This is a genomic window from Pseudomonas sp. CFBP 5748, assembly GCF_053850495.1.
Genome location: NZ_JBSPTN010000016.1, coordinates 63,564 through 87,292 on the forward strand (window position 1 = coordinate 63,564; position 23,729 = coordinate 87,292).

Annotated in this window: 20 protein-coding genes, 1 pseudogene and 1 riboswitch; of the genes and pseudogenes, 13 read left to right on the forward strand and 8 right to left on the reverse strand. The window is 61.6% G+C overall.

Going from position 1 to position 23,729, the window contains the following annotated elements:
* Positions 1 to 44: 44 nt before the first annotated feature.
* Positions 45 to 1,211, reverse strand: a complete 1,167-nt coding sequence (locus tag ACWNZ1_RS26245; protein ID WP_135847118.1) for a 1-acyl-sn-glycerol-3-phosphate acyltransferase — start codon at positions 1,209 to 1,211, stop codon at positions 45 to 47.
* A gap of 138 nt (positions 1,212 to 1,349) precedes the next feature.
* Here ACWNZ1_RS26245 and ACWNZ1_RS26250 point away from each other — a divergent pair, with 138 nt between their 5' ends.
* From ACWNZ1_RS26250 to ACWNZ1_RS26260, 3 genes are read left to right on the forward strand one after another with little or no spacing between them, the layout of a single operon-like run.
* Positions 1,350 to 1,532 (forward strand): CPXCG motif-containing cysteine-rich protein, encoded by a 183-nt coding sequence (locus ACWNZ1_RS26250; RefSeq protein ID WP_109754890.1) that lies wholly within the window; start codon positions 1,350 to 1,352, stop codon positions 1,530 to 1,532.
* 11 nt (positions 1,533 to 1,543) lie between these two features.
* On the forward strand, positions 1,544 to 1,804 hold the full coding sequence (locus ACWNZ1_RS26255; protein WP_265072376.1) for a DUF2007 domain-containing protein: 261 nt from the start codon (positions 1,544 to 1,546) through the stop codon (positions 1,802 to 1,804).
* Positions 1,805 to 1,839: 35 nt separating this feature from the next.
* The gene (locus ACWNZ1_RS26260; RefSeq protein WP_265072375.1) at positions 1,840 to 2,463 is read left to right on the forward strand and encodes an SOS response-associated peptidase; all 624 of its coding nucleotides are present in this window, start codon (positions 1,840 to 1,842) and stop codon (positions 2,461 to 2,463) included.
* A gap of 128 nt (positions 2,464 to 2,591) precedes the next feature.
* Here the strand turns inward: ACWNZ1_RS26260 and ACWNZ1_RS26265 are convergent, their stop codons facing one another.
* Positions 2,592 to 3,434: a methyl-accepting chemotaxis protein gene (locus ACWNZ1_RS26265; RefSeq protein WP_456027974.1), complete on the reverse strand. Its 843-nt coding sequence runs from the start codon at positions 3,432 to 3,434 to the stop codon at positions 2,592 to 2,594.
* A gap of 15 nt (positions 3,435 to 3,449) precedes the next feature.
* A pseudogene (locus ACWNZ1_RS26270) lies at positions 3,450 to 4,790 on the reverse strand (HAMP domain-containing protein); the annotation flags it as partial.
* Between the two features lie 157 nt (positions 4,791 to 4,947).
* Between ACWNZ1_RS26270 and ACWNZ1_RS26275 the strand changes: the two are divergent.
* Positions 4,948 to 5,763: a M48 family metallopeptidase gene (locus ACWNZ1_RS26275; protein WP_135847114.1), complete on the forward strand. Its 816-nt coding sequence runs from the start codon at positions 4,948 to 4,950 to the stop codon at positions 5,761 to 5,763.
* Between the two features lie 78 nt (positions 5,764 to 5,841).
* On the opposite strand, the gene ACWNZ1_RS26280 is transcribed toward ACWNZ1_RS26275, so the two are convergent.
* The 3 genes from ACWNZ1_RS26280 to ACWNZ1_RS26290 form a co-directional block, all read right to left on the reverse strand.
* A complete protein-coding gene (locus ACWNZ1_RS26280) occupies positions 5,842 to 6,426 on the reverse strand; it encodes a TMEM165/GDT1 family protein (RefSeq protein ID WP_135847113.1) in 585 nt (194 codons plus the stop codon).
* A gap of 89 nt (positions 6,427 to 6,515) precedes the next feature.
* Positions 6,516 to 6,638: riboswitch (yybP-ykoY riboswitch) on the reverse strand.
* A 50-nt stretch (positions 6,639 to 6,688) separates the two neighbouring features.
* Positions 6,689 to 7,687, reverse strand: a complete 999-nt coding sequence (locus ACWNZ1_RS26285; protein WP_135847112.1) for a class I SAM-dependent methyltransferase — start codon at positions 7,685 to 7,687, stop codon at positions 6,689 to 6,691.
* A gap of 33 nt (positions 7,688 to 7,720) precedes the next feature.
* Positions 7,721 to 8,686, reverse strand: a complete 966-nt coding sequence (locus ACWNZ1_RS26290) for a 2-hydroxyacid dehydrogenase (protein WP_135847111.1) — start codon at positions 8,684 to 8,686, stop codon at positions 7,721 to 7,723.
* A gap of 217 nt (positions 8,687 to 8,903) precedes the next feature.
* On the opposite strand from ACWNZ1_RS26290, the gene ACWNZ1_RS26295 reads away from it, so the two are divergent.
* From ACWNZ1_RS26295 to ACWNZ1_RS26320, 6 genes are all read left to right on the forward strand, one after another.
* The gene (locus ACWNZ1_RS26295) at positions 8,904 to 9,533 is read left to right on the forward strand and encodes a LysE family translocator (protein ID WP_135847109.1); all 630 of its coding nucleotides are present in this window, start codon (positions 8,904 to 8,906) and stop codon (positions 9,531 to 9,533) included.
* Between the two features lie 144 nt (positions 9,534 to 9,677).
* Entirely contained in the window at positions 9,678 to 11,360 is a 1,683-nt protein-coding gene (locus ACWNZ1_RS26300; protein WP_135847108.1) for a fatty acid--CoA ligase, read from the forward strand.
* Positions 11,361 to 11,693: 333 nt separating this feature from the next.
* Positions 11,694 to 13,568 carry a DUF1302 domain-containing protein gene (locus ACWNZ1_RS26305; protein WP_256453722.1) on the forward strand — a complete coding sequence of 625 codons (1,875 nt, stop codon included), beginning with the start codon at positions 11,694 to 11,696 and terminating at the stop codon, positions 13,566 to 13,568.
* Positions 13,569 to 13,593: 25 nt separating this feature from the next.
* Positions 13,594 to 14,958, forward strand: a complete 1,365-nt coding sequence (locus ACWNZ1_RS26310; RefSeq protein WP_135847106.1) for a DUF1329 domain-containing protein — start codon at positions 13,594 to 13,596, stop codon at positions 14,956 to 14,958.
* A gap of 389 nt (positions 14,959 to 15,347) precedes the next feature.
* The gene (locus ACWNZ1_RS26315) at positions 15,348 to 18,086 is read left to right on the forward strand and encodes a LuxR C-terminal-related transcriptional regulator (protein WP_256453721.1); all 2,739 of its coding nucleotides are present in this window, start codon (positions 15,348 to 15,350) and stop codon (positions 18,084 to 18,086) included.
* Positions 18,087 to 18,275: 189 nt separating this feature from the next.
* Positions 18,276 to 18,776 carry a methylated-DNA--[protein]-cysteine S-methyltransferase gene (locus ACWNZ1_RS26320; RefSeq protein WP_135847104.1) on the forward strand — a complete coding sequence of 167 codons (501 nt, stop codon included), beginning with the start codon at positions 18,276 to 18,278 and terminating at the stop codon, positions 18,774 to 18,776.
* Between the two features lie 156 nt (positions 18,777 to 18,932).
* On the opposite strand, the gene ACWNZ1_RS26325 is transcribed toward ACWNZ1_RS26320, so the two are convergent.
* Entirely contained in the window at positions 18,933 to 19,367 is a 435-nt protein-coding gene (locus ACWNZ1_RS26325; protein ID WP_256453720.1) for a YhcB family protein, read from the reverse strand.
* Between the two features lie 148 nt (positions 19,368 to 19,515).
* On the opposite strand from ACWNZ1_RS26325, the gene ACWNZ1_RS26330 reads away from it, so the two are divergent.
* The 3 genes from ACWNZ1_RS26330 to zapE all read left to right on the forward strand — a co-directional run bounded on the left by ACWNZ1_RS26330 (position 19,516) and on the right by zapE (position 22,721).
* Positions 19,516 to 20,145 carry an alpha/beta hydrolase gene (locus ACWNZ1_RS26330; protein ID WP_265073114.1) on the forward strand — a complete coding sequence of 210 codons (630 nt, stop codon included), beginning with the start codon at positions 19,516 to 19,518 and terminating at the stop codon, positions 20,143 to 20,145.
* A 24-nt stretch (positions 20,146 to 20,169) separates the two neighbouring features.
* Positions 20,170 to 21,525 (forward strand): tryptophan--tRNA ligase, encoded by a 1,356-nt coding sequence (locus tag ACWNZ1_RS26335; RefSeq protein ID WP_406822743.1) that lies wholly within the window; start codon positions 20,170 to 20,172, stop codon positions 21,523 to 21,525.
* A 101-nt stretch (positions 21,526 to 21,626) separates the two neighbouring features.
* The gene (gene zapE, locus ACWNZ1_RS26340) at positions 21,627 to 22,721 is read left to right on the forward strand and encodes a cell division protein ZapE (protein ID WP_135847101.1); all 1,095 of its coding nucleotides are present in this window, start codon (positions 21,627 to 21,629) and stop codon (positions 22,719 to 22,721) included.
* A 95-nt stretch (positions 22,722 to 22,816) separates the two neighbouring features.
* Here the strand turns inward: zapE and ACWNZ1_RS26345 are convergent, their stop codons facing one another.
* Entirely contained in the window at positions 22,817 to 23,713 is an 897-nt protein-coding gene (locus ACWNZ1_RS26345; protein ID WP_178084336.1) for a GlxA family transcriptional regulator, read from the reverse strand.
* Positions 23,714 to 23,729: the final 16 nt, after the last annotated feature.

Here is a 23,729-nt window from a genome sequence, read left to right on the forward strand (position 1 = left end):
TCCCTCGCCACAAAAAGCCGCATCAGGTTCTCGCAAGCGTGGTTTTACAGCGCCAACCCCGCCTTGACCCGATACTGATTGCGCACCGGCGTTGCATATTGCAGCACCAGGAACGGCCGGTGTTCCTGTGGGCAAGCGTCCAGCCGGCGTTGCCATTCTTCCTGGGCCTTGGCCAATTCCTCGGCATCAAACACCTCGGCTGCCTTGGGCACCTGCAACTGTGGGTCGGCATCGGCCCATTGGGCGTAGGCCAGGTAGTGCACCGGGAACAGGCGATAGCCGCCGAGAATCTGCCGGTCCATCTCCTGGGCCAATTGCTTGGTGTCCTCGAACAGCTCGGTGATCGGCGCGGCGAAATTCACATGCACGCGGCCCTTGTAGCCGGTGATGCCCGTGGCGATGCTCACATCGTCCTCGCCCGGCGCCTTGGTGTAGGTGCCGGTGGTGGCGCGGATGTACAACTCGCGGGCCTTGGCCTGGTCGCACGGGTCGTATTCGTAGCTGATGGACACCGGCGTGAGGTTCAGCGACTGGATCACCTCGCCAAACGGCTCGTCCTTGCGGCTCATGTGGAACATCTTGAGGATTGCCGATTCAGTCCGGTCGTCGCCATCCTTGGCCCGACCTTCGGCCTGGGCGATCCAGATCGAGGCGCAATCGTTGCGGATCGAATGGTTGATGTACGCCGACAACAACTGGTACGCCGCCATTTTTTCCCGCCGCCCGGTGATGGAGCGGTGCACGATGAAGCTCTTGTTCAGGCGCATCAGGTCGCTGACAAAGGGCTTTTGCAGCAGGTTGTCGCCAATGGCGATGCGCGGCGTCGGCAAGCCGGCGTGGTACACGGCATAGTTGACGAAGGCCGGGTCCATCACGATGTCGCGGTGGTTGGCGATGAACAGGTACGCACTGCCGGACTTGAATTGCTCCACCCCGGTATACGTCACGCCATCGGTGGCGCGCTCGATGGTGTGATCGACGTAGAACTCCACCTTGTCCTGCAAAGTGGCGACTGACGTCACACCGGCGAACTCGCGACGCAATCTTTGCGCTATAAGGGGTTTGAGCATCCAGCCGAAGGCGCCGGCCAGGCGCGGGAAGCGGAAGTGGGTGAGGATATCTAGAAACGCCTTGTCGCCGAGCAGCCGTGCCAGCACCGCTGGGACTTCGCTGTCGTCGTAAGGTCGGATGGCATCGAATTCGCCCATCATGCTCTCTTGTTGGAAACGGCTAGGGTAAGTAAAGGTTCGATCAAAAAACGACGGGGCACGGCCTGGAAGATAAGCCAGGCAAAAATAGCCCTGCAAATAGACCGGCGATTATACGCACAAGTCACCTGGGAGACCGCGATGCTGGAAACCGCTCTGTATGAATGTCCGTATTGTGGTGAGGAAGTGGAGACTTCGGTGGACCTGTCCGGTGGCGACCAGACCTATATCGAGGACTGTCAGGTTTGTTGCCGGCCGATAACCTTCGTACTGCAGGTCCATGGTGAGGAGTGGCATCTCGAGGTTTTTAGCGAAAACGAGTGATGGGGGCGTCCATGCGACGAATCTATGAGCTGGAAAGTCTGATGGAAGGCGAGTTGCTCCAGGGCATGCTCGCCAGCGAAGGCATCACGGCGCATCTGGTGGGGCGTGATTTGATGGGCGCCGCCGGGGAGTTGCCGATGCACGGGCTGTTGGGGCTGGCGGTGGAGGACGATCAGGCGCAATACGCCCGGGAGTTGATCGCCGCGTACAATGTGGCATTGCCGCTGCCCGGCGATGAACCGGAGAGCTACCCCGGCACGCTGGTCTGTTAGGCTGGCGGCCGTTTGATCAAGAGTTGTGTTGCCCCATGTGTGGACGTTATGCCCTGTTTCGCTGGAACCCCGCCTTCGCGGCCTTGCCCGGCTTTCCAGTCGATCAGAAGGCCCAATGGAATATTTCGCCCAACGATTCGGTGCTGATGCTGCGCGCCGGTGCCGAGGGCCAGCGTGAGTTGGCCCGGGCGCGCTGGGGGCTGACGCCGCCGTGGCTGACTGACCTGTCCCGCACCCCGGCCCATGCCCGGGCCGAAACCGTGGCCGAGCAGCCGATGTTCCGTGAGGCCTTGCGCCAGCGTCGCTGCCTGCTGCCGGCCAACGGCTTCTATGAATGGCGTGGCGGCACGCGCAAGCGTCCGTACTGGCTGACACCGGGAGAGGGCTCGTCGTTGTTTTTTGCCGCGATCTGGGAGGCGTATCCAGTGCAGGAGCAAGTATGGCTGAGCACGGCGGTTATCACTCAGCCGGCGGCGGGGCAGCGCCGGCCGTTGATCCTGGACGAAGAGGGTCAGCGCCTGTGGCTCGATCCCGAGACACCACTGCATGCCTTGCAAGGGCTGCTGGCCAGCGAACCGGCACAACTGCGCGAGCGAGTGCTGGCCAACATGGTCAATGACCCGAAGCTCAATGGCCCGGAGTGCCTGACCCCGGCTTGAGTGTTGAGGCGTCTGTGCTGGCCTCATCGCGAGCAAGCCCGCTCCCACATTGGCTGCGGGAGCTCACAAAAGTGTGTTCACCGCCAATCCCCTGTGGGATTGAGCCTGCTCGCGATGAGGCCCGTGGATCAAACCCTGAACTGATTGATCAACCGGCGCTGCTGCTCTGCCAGTTTGGTCAAGCCGGCACTGGCCGCGCTGGATTCGTCGGCGCCGCTGGCCACTTCGTTCGCCACCTGCCCGATGTTGATCACGTTACGGTTGATGTCGTCGGCCACGGCGCTTTGTTCCTCGGCGGCGCTGGCGATCTGGGTGTTCATGTCGTTGATCACCGACACCGCCTGAGTGATGGTTTCCAGGGCCTGGGCCGCTTTCGCCGCGTGCTGCACGCTTTCATCGGTGCGGTGCTGGCTGTCTTCCATCACCCGCACCACATCCCGGGTGCCTTGCTGCAACTGTTGGATCATCGACTGGATTTCTCCCGTGGCTTGCTGGGTCTTCTGCGCCAGATTGCGCACTTCATCGGCCACCACCGCAAAACCACGCCCCTGTTCACCCGCCCGGGCCGCTTCGATGGCCGCGTTGAGGGCCAGTAGGTTGGTCTGTTCGGCGATCCCGCGAATGGCGGTGAGGATTGCGTTGATGTTCTCGCTGTCCTTGGCCAGGGTTTGTACCACGCTCACGGCCTTGCCGATTTCCACGGCCAGGGCGCCGATGGAGGTGGAGGTGTCCCGCACGATCTGCATGCCCTGGCTGGCGGCCTGGTCGGCGTGACTGGCGGCTTGGGCGGCCTGGGTCGCGTTGCGGGCCACGTCCTGGGCGGTGGCGGTCATTTCGTGCACGGCGGTGGCGACCAGATCGATTTCCGACATCTGCTTGTGCACCCCCTGGTTGGTGCGGATCGCGATGTCGGCGGTGTGCTCCGATGAGTCGCTGACACTCTGCACCGAGGTCACCACTTGGGTAATCATCCCCTGCAACTTGCTCAGGAAAGTATTGAAGCCCCTGGCAATCGCGCCCAGTTCGTCGGCGCGGTCGCTCACCAGGCGCCGCGTCAGATCGCCTTCGCCTTGGGCGATATCCTCGAGCATCGCCACCATTTGCTTGAGCGGCCGGGCGATACCGTGGCCCACCAGCCAGATCACCAACAGGCCAATACCGGCAATCACCAAGCCGACCATGGCCATGCCGAAGATGTCGGTCTCGCGTTGTTGGTTGAGGTCTTTCTGCAACGCCAACAGATCGGCCATCACCGCATTCAGCGGCAGTTGCAGCATCAGCGTCCAGCGGGCATCGGTCTCGCCGATGCCGAACGGCATGTACACCTCGATATGCCCATGCTCTTCATCGATGTCGTAACGCACTTCGCCAACACCGAGCTTGGCCAGGTTATCCAGCTCACTGGTGTCGAGCAGGTCGCTGGCCTTTTCCCCGAGTTTGCTCGGGTCCTTGGTGAAGGCCACCAGCCGGTTGTTGCTCGAGAGCAGGGCCATTTCCCCGGCGCCGTTGTACAGCTTGCTGTCGGCGGCAACGAGCATGTCCTGGATGAAGTTCACCGACAGGTCGGCCCCGGCGATGCCCTGGAACTTGCCATCGATCATGATCGGCTCGATGAACGAGGCGAGCATGGTCATGGTGGCGCCGACGCGGTAGGGCGCCGGGTCGATCACGCAGGCTTTCCTGCTGTCCTGGGAGCACAGGTAGTACTCACTGGCGCGGATGCCGGTGGACAGCAGTTTCTGGTCGGTTACGTCGGCGAGTTTTTCCAGGCCCAGGCTGCCATCCTGATTGCGAAACCACCACGGCAGGAAGCGCCCGTTGGTTTCCATGCCAACCACGGGGCTGTTCACGTAATTGGCGTCGTCGTGGTCGATGGCGTTCGGTTCCCAGGCGATGTAGGCGCCAAGGACCTTCGGGTTGCGCACCACGGTTTCGCGCAGCAGGCTGATCATTTGCTCGCGAGGCACCTTCAGTTGCGGGTTGCCATCCGGGCCGTTCATGCCCATCAAGGCGTTGCTGGTGGCCAGGCCGCGGGCGAGCTGCAGCGGTGCTTCCAGTTCCCGTTGGATCAGGCTCGCCTGGGTGCGGGCCAGGGCGCTGAGGCGTTGTTCGATGAGCTGCTCGAACTGTGCTTTGGTCCGTTGTTGCACCATGTCCTGGGTGCGGGCGCCGGCAAACAACGCGTACAGCACCAGGGCGCCGACCACGCTGAGCACGATGGCACCCGCCAGGGCGGCCACGGAAAACTGGATCGATTTGAATTTCATAAAGGCTCCGGACGCAGGATGACGTCTGGTGCATGTATCGGCGTTTGTGTGGCCTGGCATGAGGCGCTATTCGTCGGGTGACTGTTTTGACTGGGTGAGTGTCGTAAATGGACTGGATGGGTTTGTATGAAAAAAATGTAATTCGTTGCTGCTGTGTATCTGGCGCGGATACAAATCACCGCCTAGGATACGCCCACGTTTCCAGGGAGCTTCTAAAATGAACAAGATTTTGATGGTGAGTGCACTGAGCGCAGGGTTGCTGCTCGCCGGTTGCCAATCGGTCAACACCACCAGTGGCGGAGCCGTGGGCGTGGAGCGCAAGCAATACATGTTCAGCATGTTGTCGACTGCTGAGGTCAACCAGATGTATGCGCAGTCCTATCAGAAGACCATGGGCGAGGCGAGCGACAAGGGCGTGCTGGACAAGACCAGTAGCGATGCCAAGCGTATCCAGGTCATTGCTGACCGACTGATTGCCCAGGCCCCGATATTCCGCCCGGATTCGGCGCAATGGAATTGGGAAGTGAACCTGATCAAGAGCGACGAGCTCAACGCCAACTGCGGCCCCGGCGGTAAGATCATGTTCTACACCGGCTTGATCGACCAACTGAAACTGACCGACGCTGAAATCGCCGCGATCATGGGCCATGAAATCGCCCACGCCCTGCGCGAGCACGGGCGTGAAGCGATGTCCAAGGCCTACGGCATCGAGATGGCCAAGCAGGGCGCTGGTGCCTTGTTCGGCCTGGGCCAGGACAGCCTGGCGTTGGCCGACACTGTCGCCAACTACGGCATGACCCTGCCTAACAGCCGCGGCAACGAGAACGAAGCCGACCTGATCGGCCTTGAACTGGCTGCCCGCGCCGGCTACGACCCGAACGCGGCGATCACCTTGTGGAACAAGATGGCCAAGGCCTCGGAGGGGGCGCCACCAGAGTTCATGAGCACCCACCCTTCGTCGAGCAGCCGGATCGCCTCGTTGCAGGCGGCGATTCCGAAGGTGATGCCGCTTTATCAGCAGGCCAAGAAGTAACCAGCGTTATGCAGTAAAAGCTGTTTTTTGTGGCGAGGGAGCTTGCTCCCTCGCCACAATTGCCCTCCTGAGCCTGGATCAAACCCACCCACTACTCTGCATCGCCTTGTACACCGCCACGATCGCCAGGACGAAAAATGCCGAGGCGGCCAGGCGGCGGATAAGGGTCAGGGGCAGTTTTTCGGCGGCGAAATTGCCGGCCAGTACCACCGGCACGTTGGCAATCAGCATGCCCACGGTGGTGCCGATGATCACCAGCCACAACTCCGGGTATTGCGCGGCAAGCATCACCGTGGCGATCTGCGTCTTGTCGCCGATTTCGGCCAGGAAAAACGCAATCAGCGTGGTGACAAACGGGCCGAACTTGCGCGCCGTGTTGGCTTCTTCATCGTCCAGCTTGTCCGGGACCAGGGTCCACAGTGCCGTGGCCGCGAAGCTCGCTGCCAGGATCCAGTGCAGGACCGCATCCGAGAAAAAACTGCCGACCCAGGCCCCCACCGCCCCGGCGGCGGCATGGTTGGCGAGCGTTGCGGCAATGATGCCGGCGATGATCGGCCAGGGTTTGCGAAAGCGTGCCGCCAGGATGAGGGCGAGCAATTGCGTCTTGTCGCCGATTTCGGCCAGCGCAACGATAGCGGTAGGTACGAGGAAAGAGTCCAGCATCAGGTGATTCCTAGAGGGGCGGGTCGACACGGCTATGACACGTACAGCCTTCCCGCCCCGGGTAAGGTGTGCGTGTCATAGGTCTTGTCAAACCCAGCGACCATCTGCGTGGACGCTTGGGCCGCATACGCCATGGTCTGCTGACCAAGTATGTTGACGTATGCCGGGCGAGCATGGCGCTCGCGGGAGACTACTCCCCTAGGACGGAGCGGATTCTGCCTAGGCAAATCCGATTGGGCAAGTGCTGTTTCTTAAAATTGCTTCAGCCGCGCTTGGCCCGGTAGATGCGAAACCCCTGGCCTTCGGCCTTGATGGCGCACACACCCAAATGCTCTTCGATCAAGGGTTGGTACTTGAGGAAGCTGTTCGCGACCAGCCGCAGTTCGCCACCATTTTTCAGATGTTTGGCTGCTTTTCGCAGCAGGTTTTCCGTGGCGTGGTAATCGGTGTGCACGCCGACATGGAACGGCGGGTTACTCAGGATCGCGCTCAAACCCATCGGTGCCGCGTCGATCCCGTCACCGGTCAGTACCTCGGCTTCCAGGCCGTTGGCAGCCAGGGTCAGGCGACTGCTGGCGGCGGCGAACGCATCCACGTCCAGCAGCGTGACGGTGTTGTGTGGATAGCGACGCTTGACCGCCGCCCCGAGCACACCGGCACCGCAGCCGAAGTCCAGCAAATGACCGCTGGGCAGTTTATCCAGGTGTTCGAGCAGCAGCGCACTGCCGCGATCCAGGCGACCGTGGCTGAACACCCCCGGCAAGCTGATGACCTTCAGCGGGCCTTCGGCCAGGGGCAACTCGTAGGTCTGGGCCAGGCTTTCCAGCGGCTTGGCCTCGGGGGCTTGGGCAACGGTGACCTGCCATAGCTGGCAATGCCGTGCGCTGTCGAGCTTGCGCGGCTTGCCCAATGGATTGAGTTGCTTGGACGCACCTTCGATGCCGCTGCGCTTTTCTCCCACCAGGTACACCTCGCGCCCGGCCAGGCGCGCGGCCACGGCATTGAGGATGTAATCGGTCAGGTCCTTGGCCTTGGGCAGGAACACCACGGCAGTGTCAAACCCGCGCTCTGGTACGTTCACGCCAAAGTGGCTGCGCTCGGGGAAGCGGGCGTCCAGCGCCGCCTGATCGCCCGCGTGCCAGCACCAACCGTGGGCTTCGGGCAGGCGGCCGAGCAGATCGTCGGCGGGCAGGCCGGCCAGTAACACCGAGCCTTGGAATAACTCGGCCTGACGAAGCAGTACTTCACTGCGCGGATCCATGGTCTGCTCCTTGAAAAAAAGTGCGGCAGTTTATCAACTGACGACCCGCCGCGCTGCAGCGCTGAAAAAGCCCTGGGCGTTTTCGCTCATTTGCCCGACGATCCGTTGCCGCGCCTCGCGGCTGCCCCAGGCGTTGTGGGGCGTGACGATCAGCCGGGGAATGTCGGCGGCCAGCAACGGATTGCCCTGGCTCGGCGGCTCCACACTCAGCACGTCGGTGGCTGCGCCGCCCAGGTGGCCATTGCGCAGCGCCTCGGCCAGGGCCTGTTCGTCGATCAGGCCGCCACGGGCGGTGTTGACCACAAAGGCGCCGGGTTTGAGCAGCGCCAGTTCCCGGGCACCGATGAAGTGGCGGGTGTGTTCGTTGAGCGGGCAATGCAGGGTCAGGGCATCGACTTGCGGCAACAGTTGATCCAGTGGCACGCGGTCAGGGCGGGCAGGGCGCCCGGGAACCTGCCCCAGCAGCACGCGCATGCCAAAGGCTTCGGCCAATCGCGCGACGGCGCTGCCCAGCTCGCCATGCCCCAGCAAGCCAAGGGTTTTGCCTTCCAGCTCGACAATCGGATAGTCCAGCAGGCAGAACTGAGAGGCCTGTTGCCAACGACCTTCGCCCACGGCTTTCTGATAGTCGGCCAGGCGCGTTGCCAGGTTCAGCAGCAACATGATCGTGTGCTGGGCCACCGATGGCGTGCCGTAGCCCTGGCAATTGCACACCGTGATGCCGTGTTGGCGGGCGGCGGCCAGGTCGACATTGTTGGTGCCGGTGGCGCTGATCAGGATCAGTTTCAGCTCGGGGTTGGCGGCCATGGCCGCTGCATCGATCACTGCCTTGTTGGTAATCGCCACCGTGGCGCCCTTGAGCCGTTCGGCCACCTGATCCGGTGTGGTCCGATCAAACAATTGCAGTTCGCCGAAGCAGTTGCGCAGCGGGGCCAGGTCCAGGTCGCCAAGGTCCAGGGAAGGGTGGTCGAGGAAAACTGCGCGGGCGGTATTCGTCATCAGCTGTACCTTTTATCTGAAGAATCGAAGGCGTAATGTGGCGAGCCTATCAGATGCATTGGCTGCCATGGCGGCGAACCCCGTGGCGAGGGAGCTTGCTCCCGCTGGCCTGCGAAGCAGGCCCCAACAAACGGCAAGCGACTGCTGCGCAGTCGAGCGGGAGCGAGCTCCCTCGCCACCGTTTTCACTTAACAACGCGTACCTCCCTGGAGCCCCCATGTACCTCACCGAATTCCTCACCGTCGCCCTGATTCACCTGCTGGCCGTTGCCAGCCCCGGGCCGGATTTCGCCGTGGTGGTGCGTGAAAGCGTGACCCATGGCCGGCGCGCCGGGACCTGGACGGCGCTGGGCGTCGGTACGGCGATTTTCCTGCACGTGGGCTATTCGTTGCTGGGCATCGGCCTGATCGTGTCGCAGTCGATCGTGCTGTTCAACGCCTTGAAATGGGCCGCCGCCGCGTACCTGCTGTACATCGGCTTCAAGGCGTTGCGCGCGCAACCGGCCAAGCCAACGGCAGACAACTTGCATCAGGAGGCGGGCGAACGTACTGCTCGCGGCGCGTTCACCTCGGGCTTCGTCACCAATGGCCTGAACCCCAAGGCGACGCTGTTTTTCCTGTCGTTGTTCACCGTGGTGATCAATCCGCACACGCCTCTGGCGATCCAGGCCGGTTATGGCGTGTACCTGGCGGTCGCGACGGCCGCCTGGTTCTGCCTGGTGGCCATGCTGTTCAGCCAGCAGCGGGTGCGCGCCGGCTTTGCCCGCATGGGCCACTGGTTCGACCGGACCATGGGCGCGGTACTGGTCGCTATCGGCGTGAAACTGGCGTTTACCGAGACGCATTGACGGGCCCTGGTCCCTGCCCGTGGATGGCTCAAGGCTAGTATTTGCACGCGGATCAAATCATTCCTTTGGCTGATTTGATCCGTGTATAAGCACTCTAGAGTGCTTACTTCCAGCCAAGACCGTGCAGTCAGAAAAGGGACTCTTATGTTGCAGACTCGCGTTATTCCTCCAGCCGAAGGTGCCTATCAATACCCGCTGCTGATCAAGCGGCTGCTGATGTCCGGGGCGCGTTACGAGAAAACCCGCGAGATCATCTACCGTGACCAGTTGCGCTACAGCTATCCGACGCTGATCGAACGGGTCGCCCGGCTGGCCAATGTGCTGACCGAGGCCGGGGTCAAGGCCGGTGATACCGTGGCGGTGATGGACTGGGACAGCCATCGTTACCTGGAATGCATGTTCGCGATCCCGATGATCGGCGCGGTGATCCATACCATCAATGTGCGTCTGTCACCGGAGCAGATCGTCTACACCATGAACCACGCCGAGGACCGCTTCGTGCTGGTCAACAGCGAGTTTGTCGGTTTGTACCAGGCGATCGCCGGGCACCTGACCACGGTGCAGAAAACCCTGCTGCTGACCGACCTGCCGGAAAAAACCGCCGACCTGCCGAACCTGGTGGGTGAATACGAGCAGTTGCTGGCCGCCGCCAGCCCAACCTACGACTTCCAGGATTTCGACGAAAACTCCGTCGCCACCACGTTCTACACCACCGGTACCACGGGCAACCCCAAGGGCGTGTACTTTACCCATCGGCAACTGGTGCTGCACACCATGGGTGTGGCGACCATCATGGGCTCCATCGATAGCGTGCGGCTGCTGGGCACCAACGACGTGTACATGCCGATCACGCCGATGTTCCACGTCCACGCCTGGGGTTTGCCTTACGTGGCGACCATGCTCGGGCTCAAGCAGGTCTACCCCGGTCGCTACGATCCGGAATTCCTGGTGCAACTGTGGCGCAAGGAAAAGGTCACCTTTTCCCATTGCGTGCCAACCATCCTGCAAATGGTCCTCAACGCCAAGGGCGCCCAGGACACCGATTTCGGCGGCTGGAAAATCGTCATCGGTGGCAGCGCCCTGAACCGCAGCCTGTACGAAGCAGCCAAGGCCCGGGGCATCCAGCTCACCGCCGCCTACGGCATGTCGGAAACCGGCCCGCTGGTGTCCTGCGCCCACCTCAACGCTGAACTGATGGCCGGCAGCGAAGACGAGCGCACCACCTACCGGATCAAGGCCGGCGTGCCGGGGCCGTTGGTGGAGGCGGCGATTGTCGACGCCGAGGGACGGTTCCTGCCGGCCGATGGCGAGACCCAGGGCGAACTGGTGCTGCGTGCGCCGTGGCTCACCGAGGGCTATTTCAACGAGCCGCAGAAGGGTGCCGAGCTCTGGGCCGGCGGCTGGCTGCACACCGGCGACGTCGCCACGCTGGACAACATGGGTTTCATCGACATCCGCGACCGCATCAAGGACGTGATCAAGACCGGTGGCGAATGGATCTCCTCCCTGGACCTCGAAGACCTCATCAGCCGTCACGCGGCGGTACGCGAAGTAGCAGTGGTCGGCATTCCCGATCCGCAGTGGGGCGAGCGGCCGTTTGCCTTGCTGGTGATTCGCGAAGGGCATCAGATCGGGGCTCGCGAGCTCAAGGAACACCTCAAGCCGTTCGTCGAGCTGGGGCACCTGAGCAAGTGGGCGATCCCGAGTCAGATCGCCCTTGTTACGGAAATTCCCAAGACCAGCGTCGGCAAGCTCGACAAGAAGCGCATCCGCGTCGACATCACCGAATGGCAGAGCAACAACAGCACCTTTCTCTCGACGCTTTAAACACCTTTTCCGCGCCCGAAAGGGCGCGGCAGCCGCACCAAGCAAGCGCTTGCCTTGTCAAACCGAAAATTTCAGCCATCCTTGCCGTGCCGACACTTGTCGGCCTGGCAATGGACTGTTCCAGAGTGGTCGAGGCGATAAATCACACTTTAGAGGGATCAAGCCGTACTACCTGCTGGCTATAGTCCGCGTAAGAATTTTCAAAAACGGAACGCACGTACTAAACGGGCGCTGCGACTTTGAACGGAGGGTGGGGCATGCCGCTTCCAGCCGTTGAAAAGGGTCTTTGAAAATACTGTCTGCCATAACAATAAAGCACATGGAGTAGCGTCGATGACCTCAGCAAATACGTTCTGGCGCCGGGCAAAACTGCCGTTGGCGGTCAGTCTTGCCTCTTCGCTCGCCGGCCCAGCATTCGGCGTCAGTTTCAACATTGGTGAAATCGAAGGCCAGTTCGACTCGTCCCTGTCGGTGGGGGCGAGCTGGTCCACGGCCAACGCCAATAAAGACCTGATCGGCGTCAACAACGGCGGCCGTGGGCTGTCGCAGACCTCCGATGACGGCCACTTGAACTTCAAGCGCGGGGAAACCTTCTCGAAGATCTTCAAGGGCATCCACGACCTGGAACTGAAGTACGGCGATACCGGCGTGTTTGTGCGCGGCAAGTACTGGTATGACTTTGAGCTCAAGGACGAACACCGCCTGTACAAGGACATCAGCGACAACAATCGCAAGGAAGGCGCCCAGTCTTCCGGCGGGCAGATCCTCGATGCGTTCGTCTATCACAACTACGCCATTGCCGATCAGCCGGGTTCGGTCCGCCTGGGCAAACAGGTTGTCAGTTGGGGGGAAAGTACTTTCATCCAGGGCGGCATCAACTCCATCAACCCGGTCGATGTGTCCGCATTCCGTCGCCCTGGTGCCGAGGTCAAGGAGGGCTTGATCCCGGTCAACATGTTCTATGTGTCCCAGAGCCTGACCGACAATTTGTCGGCTGAAGCTTTCTACCAGTTGGAGTGGGACCAGACTGTTGTCGATAACTGCGGGACGTTCTTCTCCCAACCGGATGTTATTGCCGATGGGTGCGATGACAATCTGCGTGTACTGAATAAACGCTCCACGCTCTCGGCCCCTGCATTAGGTGCATTGGCTGCAAGGGGGGTCGACGTCAACGATGAAGGCGTACTGGTGCGTCGTGGCGCGGACCGCGATGCCCGGGATAGCGGCCAATGGGGCGCATCCCTGAAATATATGTTCGAGCCGCTGGACACCGAATTCGGTGCCTACTTCATGAATTACCATAGCCGGGCGCCGATTTTCAGCGCCACGGGAGCGGCATCAGGGTTTTATACGATGCCGTTGGGGCCATTGGCGGCATTGCGTCCTCTGATCGTGGCGGGTAACTCCAATTACTTCGTTGAATACCCTGAAGACATTCGGCTCTATGGCTTGAGTTTCTCCACCACCTTGCCCACCGGCACGGCCTGGAGCGGCGAGCTGAGTTATCGGCCGAATGCGCCGGTACAGTTGAGCACCACCGATATTCTCTTTGCTGGCGTTCGTCCGATCGTTGGGGCTGGGGGGAGTCTGCCCTTCGACAACGCCTCGTTGCTCACAGGTGTTCCGGGCCAGGATCTGCATGGCTACCGCCGCAAGGAAATCACCCAGTTCCAGACCACATTCACTCACTTCCTCGACCAAGTCATGGGCGCCAGCCGTCTAACCCTGGTGGGCGAAATCGGCGTGACGCATGTGGGCGGCCTGGAAAGCAAATCCGACGTTCGCTACGGCCGTGACCCAGTGTTCGGTCCAGGTGAACTGCCCAATGGTTTCTGTAACACGCTCAACGCCTCGACCGCCGCAGGTGGCGGCCAGACCAGCAGCGGTGTGAACAGCAACTGCAACAACGACGGCTTCACCACCGCCACCTCATGGGGCTACCGCGCTCGCGCCATCTGGGAATACCCGGACGTCTTCGCTGGCGTGAACCTCAAGCCCAACGTGGCCTGGTCCCATGACGTCAAAGGCTACTCGCCAGGCCCTGGCGGCAACTTCGAAGAAGGCCGCAAGGCCGTTAGCCTCGGGCTGGATGCGGAGTACCAGAACACTTACAACGCGAGCCTGGCCTACACCAACTTCTTTGGTGGCGACTTCAGCACTGTGGACGATCGCGACTTCCTGGCGCTCAGCGTCGGCGTGACCTTCTAAGCACCGTATTTCAGGACGACACACTATGAAAATAACCAAGAATCTGTTGCAGGTCGGTGCTTTGGGGCTATCCCTGCTGGCGGCCAGTGTCATGGCGGCGGTGCCTGCCGCCGAGGCCGACAAACTGGGCAAGAGCCTGACGCCGATGGGCGCTGAGATGGCCGGCAATGCCGATGGCTCGATCTCGGCCTGGAAACCCATGGCCAAGAACGCCGGCTCGGTGGACAGCAAGGGTTTCCTTTCCGACCCATACGCCAGTGAAAAACCAGTGTTCACCATCACTGCGCAGAACGTCGACCAGTACAAAGCCAAACTCGCGCCGGGCCAGTACGCGATGTTCAAGCGCTACCCGGAAACCTTCAAGATGCCGGTCTACCCGACCCATCGCGGCGCCACCGTGCCAGACGAGGTGTTCGCCTCCATCAAGAAAAACGCGGTCAACACCAAGCTGGTGTCCGGCGGCAACGGCCTGGAGAACTTCGAGACGGCCGTGCCGTTCCCGATTCCCCAGAGCGGTGTGGAAGTGATCTGGAACCACATCACCCGCTACCGCGGCGGCAGCGTGACGCGCCTGGTGACCCAGGCCACGCCGCAACCCAATGGCTCGTACAGCCTGGTGTACTTCCGTGACCAGTTCGTGTTCCGCGACAAGATGAAGGATTTCGATCCGGCCAACCCTGGCAACATCCTGTTCTACTTCAAGCAGCAAGTGACCGCGCCGGCGCGTTTGGCCGGTGGCGTGCTGCTGGTGCACGAAACCCTCGACCAGGTGAAGGAGCCACGTTCGGCCTGGGTCTACAACGCCGGCCAGCGTCGCGTGCGTCGTGCCCCGCAAGTGTCCTATGACGGCCCGGGTACCGCCGCCGACGGTCTGCGTACTTCCGACAACCTGGACATGTACAACGGCGCGCCGGACCGCTACGACTGGAAGTTGGAAGGCAAGAAAGAACTGTACATCGCCGCCAACAGCCACAAGATCGATTCGCCGCAGCTCAAATACGACGACATCATCAAGGCTGGCCACATCAACCAGGACCTGACCCGTTACGAGCTGCGTCGTGTCTGGCACGTGACCGCCACCCTGAAGGAAGGCCAGCGTCACATCTACGCCAAGCGTGACTTCTACATCGACGAAGACACCTGGCAAGCGGCGGTGATCGACCATTACGACGGTCGTGGCCAACTGTGGCGCGTTGCTGAGGCCCATGCCGAGAACTACTACGACAAGCAAGTGCCGTGGTACGCCCTGGAAACCCTCTACGACCTGCAGTCGGGCCGCTACCTGGCCCTGGGCATGAAGAACGAAGAGAAATCGGCCTACGACTTCGGCTTCACCGCCACCACCGCGGATTTCACCCCGAACGCACTGCGCCAGGACGGCATCCGCTAAACCGCTTTACCCGAGGCCGCATCCTCGAAAAAACGCCCCGACTGGTTCGGGGCGTTTTTTTTTGACCAGCCCCCCCCCCGTGGCGAGGGCGCCTGCTCCCGCTGGGTTGCGCCCGTAGGAGCTGTCGAGTGCAACGAGGCTGCGATCTTTCCCCAAGCACTTGGGCCTCAAGCGAAAGATCAAAAGATCGCAGGCTTTGCCAGCGCCTACAGAGCCCAGCGCGAGCAAGCGCCCTCGCCACAGGGGCGGTGCCTGGCATTGGTCTTTCCAGTAAACCGTTTTGTAGTCTTTTTGTAGCCATTTGTAGCACTCCCTTCAATACCTCCGCGTTTACCGCTAGTCTGCGGACATCTGCAACGCCGCCACCCGCCTTTCAACAAGAGCCGGCCATGACTGATCTGTCTTCACTTCCGGATTCTGCCCGCGCAGCCATTGCGGTACAGGACGGGCGCTTCTACCGCCCGCCCTTGCCCGACGGTCATGTTGTGCGGCCGCGGTTGTGCGAGCGTCTGAGTGCGGGGCTTGGAGGCCGGTTGCTATTGGTGAGTGCCCCGGCGGGTTTTGGCAAAAGCTCCTTGGCGGTGGAGTTCTGCCAGGGGCTGCCGAGCCACTGGCAAAGCCTCTGGCTTGGGCTCAGCGCCCGGGACAACGACCCGGGGCGTTTTCTGGAGCGGCTGCTCGACGGGCTCCAGGCATTTTTTCCGCAATTGGGAGGCCGGGCGCTGGGGTTGCTGAAAATGCGTCAGCGCCACCAACCTTTTGCGTTCGAGGAGTGGCTCGACGGTCTGCTGGATGAACTGTCCGCGCACCTGTCGCCCCACAAACCCTTGCTGCTGGTGCTCGATGATTATCACCTGGCCCAAAGCCCGGTGCTGGATCGCTGCCTGCAGTTTTTCCTCAATCACCTGCCCGATGGCCTGCTGGTTTTGGTCACCAGCCGTCAGCGCCCGGACTGGCATCTGGCGCGCCTGCGTCTGTCGCGGCAATTGCTCGAACTGAATGAACAGGATCTGCGCCTGACCCACAACGAGGCCCTGACCCTGCTCCAGCATCACAGCAGTTCGCTGCGTGGGGAAGCGCTGGAAAACCTGATCCAGCGCAGCGAAGGTTGGGTGGCCGGGCTGCGTTTCTGGCTGTTGGCGGCCTCCGAAGCCGGTACCGAAGGCCTGCTGCCCCAGGCCCTGCACGTCGGGGAAGGGCTGATTCGCGATTACCTGCTCGAAGAAGTCATCGACTGCCTGCCCACCGAGGTGCAGGCGTTCCTCTACGACACAGCCCCTCAGGACCGCTTTTGCAGCGAACTGTGTGATGCCGTGCGCGAAGCCCATGACAGCGCCGAGATCCTGGGTTTCCTGGCGGCTCATCAAGTGTTCCTGGTACCGCTGGACGAGCATGGCCACTGGTACCGTTATCACCACCTGTTTTCCGACTTGCTGCGCAGTCGTCCCAGCGCGCCGGCCATGGTGCCGGCCGCGACGTTGCATCTGCGGGCCTGTCGCTGGTTCAACGCCCAGGGCCTGATCGATGAGGCCGTGGAACAGGCCCTGCGGGCCGGCCATCTGGACGTGGCGGCGAACCTGGTGCAGAACCTATCGGAGGAGCAACTGCTGGCCGAGCAGAACGTCGGTATGCTGCTGCGCTGGAAAATGGATCTGCCCGACAGCCTGCTCATCAGCACGCCACGGTTGATCGTGCTCTACAGCTGGGCGCTGGGGCTGGCTTGCCAACTGGACGCCGCCGAAGAACTGGCCGCCCATCTGAGTCGCTTCCTGCCGGCCCCTTCGGCCACCGCGCAAAAATCCATGCTTGCCCAATGGCTGGCCCTGAGTGGGATCGTTGCCCGTGGCCGCGGCGATCGTGAGGCCACCGTGCGTTACTGCACCGAAGCCCTGGAGAGCCTGCCGCATAAACGCTATGGCCAGCGCCTGATGTGCCTGTCCACGCTGTCTAACCTGGCGATTGCCGACGGTGATCTATGGCGCGCGCGGGCCTTGAACCGTGATTCCCTTGAGTTGGCTCAGCGCGTCGGCAACCCGTTGTTCGAGGCCCTGGCCCATTACGATCGCGCCCGGGTATTGCAGGCGCGGGGGGAAATTCTGCGGGCGCTGGATGAAGTGCATCAGGGTTTGCAACGTTTGCACAAACTGTCGCCCCAACGGCTTTATGCGGTGCGGGCGCGCTTGATCCTCTACGAGGGCTTCCTGCTGACCTTGCGCATGCAGCCGCAGGCCGGGGTGGCGCGGTTGCAGGCGGGCCTCACCGAGGCCCGCGCTTGCCGCGACATCAGCGTATTGATCGGGCATTGCGTGATCGCCCGTATCGAAGGCTACAACGGCGAGTTTGCCCGGGCCTTTGCCGAGTTGGCCGAAGCCGAGCGCCTGATGCACATCTGGGACGTCCCGCCGATCTATTACCTGGCGATGATCACCCTGGTCAAATGCGAACTCTGGCTGGCCCAGGGGCGCACTGACCTGGCCGAAGCCTGGTTGACGCGGTTGGGGCAGACCTACACTGGTGAACGGGCCGCCGCGCCGCCGGAATTCCACCCGCAGTTGCCGCTGCACGTCGAATTGCAGCAGGCGGTGCTGGAGTCCATCCGGGGCCAACCGATGTTGGCTGAAGGGCGGCTCAATGCCTTGCTTGAGCACGGACAGCAAACTGGCCGGCAGATGCTCAGTGTGATGGCGCTCAACCAGAAAGTCGCCTTGCTGCTGAGTGTCGGGCGCGAACCCGAAGCTCGACGCACCCTGGCCCAGGCGTTCGAAGCCGCTGCCGGCGGTGTTCTGCAACCCTTCGAATGGTTGCTGGGCGAAGCACATCGTGAATGGCTGCGTGAACAACTGTTGCATGCACCGTCCAGCACCTTGCGCGAGCATCTGCTCGAGCGCCTGCCGTCGACCGCAGCGCAACCTGCCGACCCGTTGGCTCCTGTGGAAAACCTCAGCAGCCGCGAGCGAGCGGTATTGCAGCTGATTGCCCAAGGCTGTTCGAATCAGGAAATCAGTGAGCAGTTGTTCATCTCGCTGCACACCGTCAAGACTCACGCCAGCCACATCAACAGCAAACTCGGCGTGGAGCGCCGTACCCAGGCGGTGGCGCGGGCGAAGGCGTTGGGGTTGTTGGGGTAAGCGGGATGTTTGATCCGCTGGGAAACCTGTGGCGAGGGAGCTTGCTCCCGCTGGGTTGCGTAGCAACCCCCAGGCAGCGAACATGTTTGCCTGACACGTCGCGTCGTCAGGTGTAAGGGGCGCTTCGCACCCCAGCGGGAGCAAGCTCCCACGCCACAAAAGCGCTCGGCTTGCGTTAAGGAATGTTTGATGTTGCCCATGTACAAAACCATCCCTTCCCCCGTGGGCCAACTGATGCTTGTCGCCCGGGATACAAAACTGGCGGCCATCCTCTGGGAAAACGAGCGGCTCAACCGGGTGCGCCTGGGCCCCCTGGAGGAGGACAGCCGCCACCCGATCCTCAAGGAAACCGAACGCCAACTCATGGAATATTTTGCCGGCCAGCGCAGGTGTTTCGACCTGGAACTGGACTTCGTCGGTACTGACTTCCAGACCCGCGTCTGGCAGGCCCTGTTGACCATTCCCTTCGGCGAAACCCGCAGCTACCGCGATATCGCCCTTCAGATCGGCCAACCGACTGCGGTGCGGGCCGTGGGCGCGGCCAACGGCCGCAACCCCATCTCGATCATCGCTCCCTGCCACCGCGTCATCGGCACCTCTGGCAGCCTCACCGGTTTCGCCGGTGGCCTTGCGGCCAAGCAGTTCCTGCTAAGCCTGGAAGGGCAGCAGAGTCTGCAACTGGCGTTCTGAGTCGCCTGAAGCAGTAATGTCGAATGTGCTGTCGTCATCGCGAGCAAGCTCGCTCCCACAGGGAATCAGCGGTGGGCGCAGGATCTGTGCTGACCCGAGCCAATAAAAAAGCCCGCCCGATCATGGGACCGGGCGGGCTTTTGGTGTCGCTGAAAATTACTTCTTCAAACCGTAATGCTCATCGAGCATGCCGGGCGAATTAGGGGCCTTGGGGGCGTAGTCCCGGGGCGGTTCCTGATCCTTTGGCGGGGTCAGGCGTTCCCGTGGAGCCTGTGCAGCGTCGGCCTGCAGGGCCGCCAGCAGGCGTTGGCGAGTCTGCTCGTCGAGGGCCAGGCGATTGGCACCCTCGGACAAATGATCCTGGACATCCTGGTAGCTCTGGGTGAGTTTTTTCACCAGAGACGCGGTGCTGTTGAAGTGGGTGACCACTTCATTCTGATAACTGTCGAAACGTTCCTGAATGTCGTCCAGCTGACGTTGCGTGCTGTTGGGCACCGCATTGGGCAGCAGTCGGGCAAGCAGGAATCCAATGGCGACACCGGCAACCAGGGCAAGAGTCGGCAACAACCAAACTAAGAGCGAGTGTTCCACGAGTCCTTCCTCTATAAACGGCTTTGCTTTACGTTAACGGCTCAGACCTGCGCTGTATACCGCGAAGAACATCGCAATCATGCCAGGCACAGACTTTTAGCTAGACGAGTCGACCCTATTCGGGGTCACGGAGTTCTTTCCCTTGCTTATGCGCGAAACCCCTGTAGTGATCGATGGCCCGGTGGGCCAACTGGAAGCCTTGTACCTGGACAGCGAGGCCCCCCGTGGCCTGGCGCTGATCTGCCACCCGAACCCGGTGCAGGGCGGGACCATGCTCAACAAAGTGGTCTCGACCCTGCAACGCACTGCCCGTGATGCTGGCCTGGTTACGTTGCGTTTCAATTATCGTGGCGTCGGCGCCAGCGCTGGCAGTCATGACATGGGGTCCGGTGAAGTGGACGATGCCCAGGCTGCAGCCGCGTGGTTGCTGGAGAAATACCCGCAACTGCCCCTGACGGTGTTCGGTTTTTCGTTTGGCGGATTCGTCGCTGCAAGCCTGGGCGGCCGCCTGGAAGCCCAGGGTCAACCGCTCAAGCACCTGTTCATGGTGGCCCCGGCGGTGATGCGCCTGGACGCGCAATCACCCTTGCCGATGAGGGGCGAGTTGACCGTGATCCAACCGGAAACCGACGAAGTCATCGATCCGCAGTTGGTTTACCAATGGTCCGACACGCTCCAACGCCCCCATGAGCTGCTGAAAGTGGCAGAATGCGGACACTTTTTTCATGGCAAGCTGACTGATCTCAAGGATCTGCTCCTGCCGCGCCTCTCGTATTGACTGCTGTCTGACAAGCGATAACCCATGATGACTCGTACCCGTATCCTGACCGGCATCACCACCACCGGCACCCCGCACCTGGGCAACTACGCCGGCGCCATCCGCCCGGCGATCCTCGCCAGTCGCGACAGCAACGCCGATTCGTTCTACTTCCTGGCCGACTACCACGCCCTGATCAAGTGTGATGACCCGCTGCGCATTCAACGCTCGCGCCTGGAGATCGCCGCGACCTGGCTGGCCGGTGGCCTGGACGTGGACCGCGTGACCTTTTATCGCCAGTCCGATATTCCCGAGATCCCCGAGCTGACCTGGCTGCTGACCTGCGTCGCCGCCAAGGGCCTGCTCAACCGTGCCCACGCCTACAAGGCCTCGGTGGACAAGAATGTCGAAACCGGTGAAGACCCGGATGCCGGCATCACCATGGGCCTGTACAGCTACCCGGTGCTGATGGCCGCCGACATCCTGATGTTCAACGCTCACAAGGTGCCGGTCGGTCGCGACCAGATCCAGCACGTGGAAATGGCCCGCGACATCGGTCAGCGCTTCAACCACCTGTTCGGCCAGGGCAAGGAGTTTTTCACCATGCCCGAGGCGCTGATCGAGGAAAGCGTCGCCACGCTGCCGGGCCTCGATGGCCGCAAGATGTCCAAGAGCTACGACAACACCATCCCGTTGTTCAGCAGCGCCAAGGACATGAAAGACGCGATCTCGCGGATCGTCACCGATTCCCGCGCTCCAGGTGAAGCGAAGGATCCGGACAACTCGCACCTGTTCACCCTGTTCCAGGCTTTCGCCACTCCAGCGCAATCGGCTGAGTTCCGTAGCGAACTGCTGCATGGCCTGGGTTGGGGCGAAGCCAAGAACCGCCTGTTCCAGTTGCTCGACAGTGAGCTGGGTGAATCGCGCGAGCGTTATCACCAGTTGATCGAGCGTCCGTCGGACCTTGAAGACATCCTGCAACTGGGCGCGAAAAAAGCCCGGGCCGTGGCGACGCCGTTCCTCAACGAACTGCGCGAAGCCGTTGGCCTGCGCTCGTTTGTCAGCCAGGTGCAAGTGGCGACCAGCACCAAAAAGAAAACCGCCAAGGCTGCACGCTTCGTGAGCTTTCGCGAAGACGACGGCAGTTTCCGCTTCCGTCTGCTGGCGGCTGACGGCGAGCAACTGGTGCTCTCTCGCAACTTTGCCGATGGCAAGACGGCCGGCCAGGTCACCAAGCAACTGCAAGCCGGCCAACCACTGGACGTACGCAGCGACGACCTGAGTTTCAGTGTCTGGCTCAACGGCGAGTGCGTGGCAGACAGCCCGGCCTTCGCGGACAGCGCCGCCCGGGATGCAGCCGTCGATGCGTTGCGCATCGCCCTGACGCCCGCCCAGGACTGATCCCAGGCGTCTCCCGATCATCGGCCCGAGTAAGGGCCGATTGCCATTCCTGCGGGCCGTCGCTACAGTGACGGCCCGTTTTTGTTGCCTTGCTAACGAATATGACGCCCCTAGAACGATATCAAGCTGATCTGAAACGCCCGGAGTTCTTCCACGACGCAGCCCAGGAAACGGCCGTGCGGCATTTGCAACGCCTGTACGACGATCTGGTCGCCGCCTCGAACAACAAGCCGGGCTTGTTGGGCAAACTGTTCGGCAAAAAAGACCAGGCACCCGTCAGGGGCCTGTATTTCTGGGGCGGCGTGGGCCGTGGCAAGACTTACCTGGTGGACACGTTTTTCGAGGCGTTGCCGTTCAAGGAAAAAACCCGGACGCACTTTCACCGCTTCATGAAGCGTGTGCATGAAGAAATGAAAACCCTGGGCGGCGAGAAGAACCCGCTGACCATCATCGCCAAGCGTTTCTCCGACGAGACACGGGTGATCTGCTTCGATGAGTTTTTTGTCTCCGACATCACCGACGCCATGATCCTTGGCACCTTGATGGAGGAACTGTTCAAGAATGGTGTGACCCTGGTCGCCACCTCGAACATCGTGCCGGACGGCCTCTACAAGGACGGTCTGCAGCGGGCGCGCTTCCTGCCGGCCATCGCGCTGATCAAGCAGCACACCGAAATCGTCAACGTCGACAGCGGTGTCGATTACCGTCTGCGTCACCTCGAACAAGCCGAGCTGTTCCACTTTCCCCTGGACGCCGCTGCCGAAGAAAGCCTGCGCAAGAGCTTCCGAGCCCTGACGCCGGAGTGCACCCAGGCCGTGGAAAACGATGTATTGGTCGTCGAAAATCGCGAAATCCGCGCCGTACGTACGTGCGATGACGTGGCCTGGTTCGACTTCCGCGAACTGTGCGACGGCCCTCGCAGCCAGAACGACTACATCGAGTTGGGCAAGATTTTCCACGCGGTGCTGCTCAGCAACGTCGAGCAGATGAGCGTCACCACCGACGACATCGCCCGGCGCTTCATCAACATGGTCGACGAGTTCTACGACCGTAACGTGAAGCTGATCATCTCGGCCGAAGTCGAACTCAAGGACCTCTACACCGGCGGTCGCCTGACTTTCGAATTTCAGCGGACCTTGAGTCGTCTGCTGGAAATGCAATCCCACGAGTTCCTGGCTCGGGCGCATAAGCCGTAGGGTGATTCGGATAAAAAAACGGCCTGCGATTGCAGGCCGTTTTTGTATGTGGTGATTCCCCACCTGACCCTGTGGGAGCGAGCTAGCTCCCACAGTTATGCCGCCTGCTGAAACTGCTGCCGATACTGGTTCGGCGACAGGTCGGTATGTTGCCGGAACAGTCGGGCGAAAAAGCTGGCGTCGTCGTAGCCGACTTCATAGCTGATGGTCTTGATGCTTTTGCGGCTGCCGGACAGCAGACCCTTGGCGGTTTCTATCCGCAGCCGTTGCAGGTAATGCAGCGGTTTGTCGCCGGTGGCGGTCTGGAAGCGGCGCATGAAATTGCGGATGCTCATGCCGTGTTCCCGGGCGACGTCCTCGAAGCGGAACTTGTCGGCGAAGTGCTCTTCGAGCCAGTGCTGGATCTGCAGGATGATCACGTCCTGGTGCAGTTTTTGACCGCCAAAGCCGATTCTTCCGGGTGAATAATTGCGTTGCACTTCGTACAGGATATCCCGTGCCACGGCCTGGGCCACGTTGGCGCCGCAGAAACGCTCGATGAGGTAAATGTAGAGGTCGCAGGCCGAGGTCGTGCCGCCGGCGCAGAACAGGTTGTCGGCGTCGGTCAGGTGCTTGTCCTGGTTCAGGTGTACTTGGGGAAAACGCTCCTTGAAGGCATTGAAGAAGCGCCAGTACGTGGTGGCTTCCTTGCCGTCGAGCAGCCCGGACTCGGCCAGCCAGAACACTCCGGTGGCTTCGCCGCAGAGTACAGCGCCGCGAGCATGTTGTTCGCGCAGCCAGGGCAGGACTTGGGGATAACGTTGGCAGAGGGTGGCGAAATCATCCCAGAACGCCGGGAGGATGATGACGTCGGTATTTTCCAGGCCGCCGTCCACCGGCATGATCACATCGCTGAAGCTGTTCACCGGTTTGCCGTCGGGGCTGACCAGCCGGGTTTCAAACGCCGGGGTCAGGCCCTGGCCCAGTTGTTTGCCGTAGCGCAGGCTGGCCAGGTGGAAAAAATCCTTG

Coding starts and splice junctions, on each gene's coding strand:
- zapE (WP_135847101.1), top strand. CDS start 21,627: ATGACGCCCCTAGAACGATATCAAGCTGATCTGAAACGCCCGGAGTTC.
- ACWNZ1_RS26275 (WP_135847114.1), top strand. CDS start 4,948: ATGAACAAGATTTTGATGGTGAGTGCACTGAGCGCAGGGTTGCTGCTC.
- ACWNZ1_RS26285 (WP_135847112.1), bottom strand. CDS start 7,687: ATGGATCCGCGCAGTGAAGTACTGCTTCGTCAGGCCGAGTTATTCCAA.
- ACWNZ1_RS26255 (WP_265072376.1), top strand. CDS start 1,544: ATGCGACGAATCTATGAGCTGGAAAGTCTGATGGAAGGCGAGTTGCTC.
- ACWNZ1_RS26260 (WP_265072375.1), top strand. CDS start 1,840: ATGTGTGGACGTTATGCCCTGTTTCGCTGGAACCCCGCCTTCGCGGCC.
- ACWNZ1_RS26295 (WP_135847109.1), top strand. CDS start 8,904: ATGTACCTCACCGAATTCCTCACCGTCGCCCTGATTCACCTGCTGGCC.
- ACWNZ1_RS26290 (WP_135847111.1), bottom strand. CDS start 8,686: ATGACGAATACCGCCCGCGCAGTTTTCCTCGACCACCCTTCCCTGGAC.
- ACWNZ1_RS26265 (WP_456027974.1), bottom strand. CDS start 3,434: ATGATTACCCAAGTGGTGACCTCGGTGCAGAGTGTCAGCGACTCATCG.
- ACWNZ1_RS26310 (WP_135847106.1), top strand. CDS start 13,594: ATGAAAATAACCAAGAATCTGTTGCAGGTCGGTGCTTTGGGGCTATCC.
- ACWNZ1_RS26305 (WP_256453722.1), top strand. CDS start 11,694: ATGACCTCAGCAAATACGTTCTGGCGCCGGGCAAAACTGCCGTTGGCG.
- ACWNZ1_RS26245 (WP_135847118.1), bottom strand. CDS start 1,211: ATGATGGGCGAATTCGATGCCATCCGACCTTACGACGACAGCGAAGTC.
- ACWNZ1_RS26320 (WP_135847104.1), top strand. CDS start 18,276: ATGTTGCCCATGTACAAAACCATCCCTTCCCCCGTGGGCCAACTGATG.
- ACWNZ1_RS26335 (WP_406822743.1), top strand. CDS start 20,170: ATGATGACTCGTACCCGTATCCTGACCGGCATCACCACCACCGGCACC.
- ACWNZ1_RS26300 (WP_135847108.1), top strand. CDS start 9,678: ATGTTGCAGACTCGCGTTATTCCTCCAGCCGAAGGTGCCTATCAATAC.
- ACWNZ1_RS26250 (WP_109754890.1), top strand. CDS start 1,350: ATGCTGGAAACCGCTCTGTATGAATGTCCGTATTGTGGTGAGGAAGTG.
- ACWNZ1_RS26315 (WP_256453721.1), top strand. CDS start 15,348: ATGACTGATCTGTCTTCACTTCCGGATTCTGCCCGCGCAGCCATTGCG.
- ACWNZ1_RS26330 (WP_265073114.1), top strand. CDS start 19,516: ATGCGCGAAACCCCTGTAGTGATCGATGGCCCGGTGGGCCAACTGGAA.
- ACWNZ1_RS26280 (WP_135847113.1), bottom strand. CDS start 6,426: ATGCTGGACTCTTTCCTCGTACCTACCGCTATCGTTGCGCTGGCCGAA.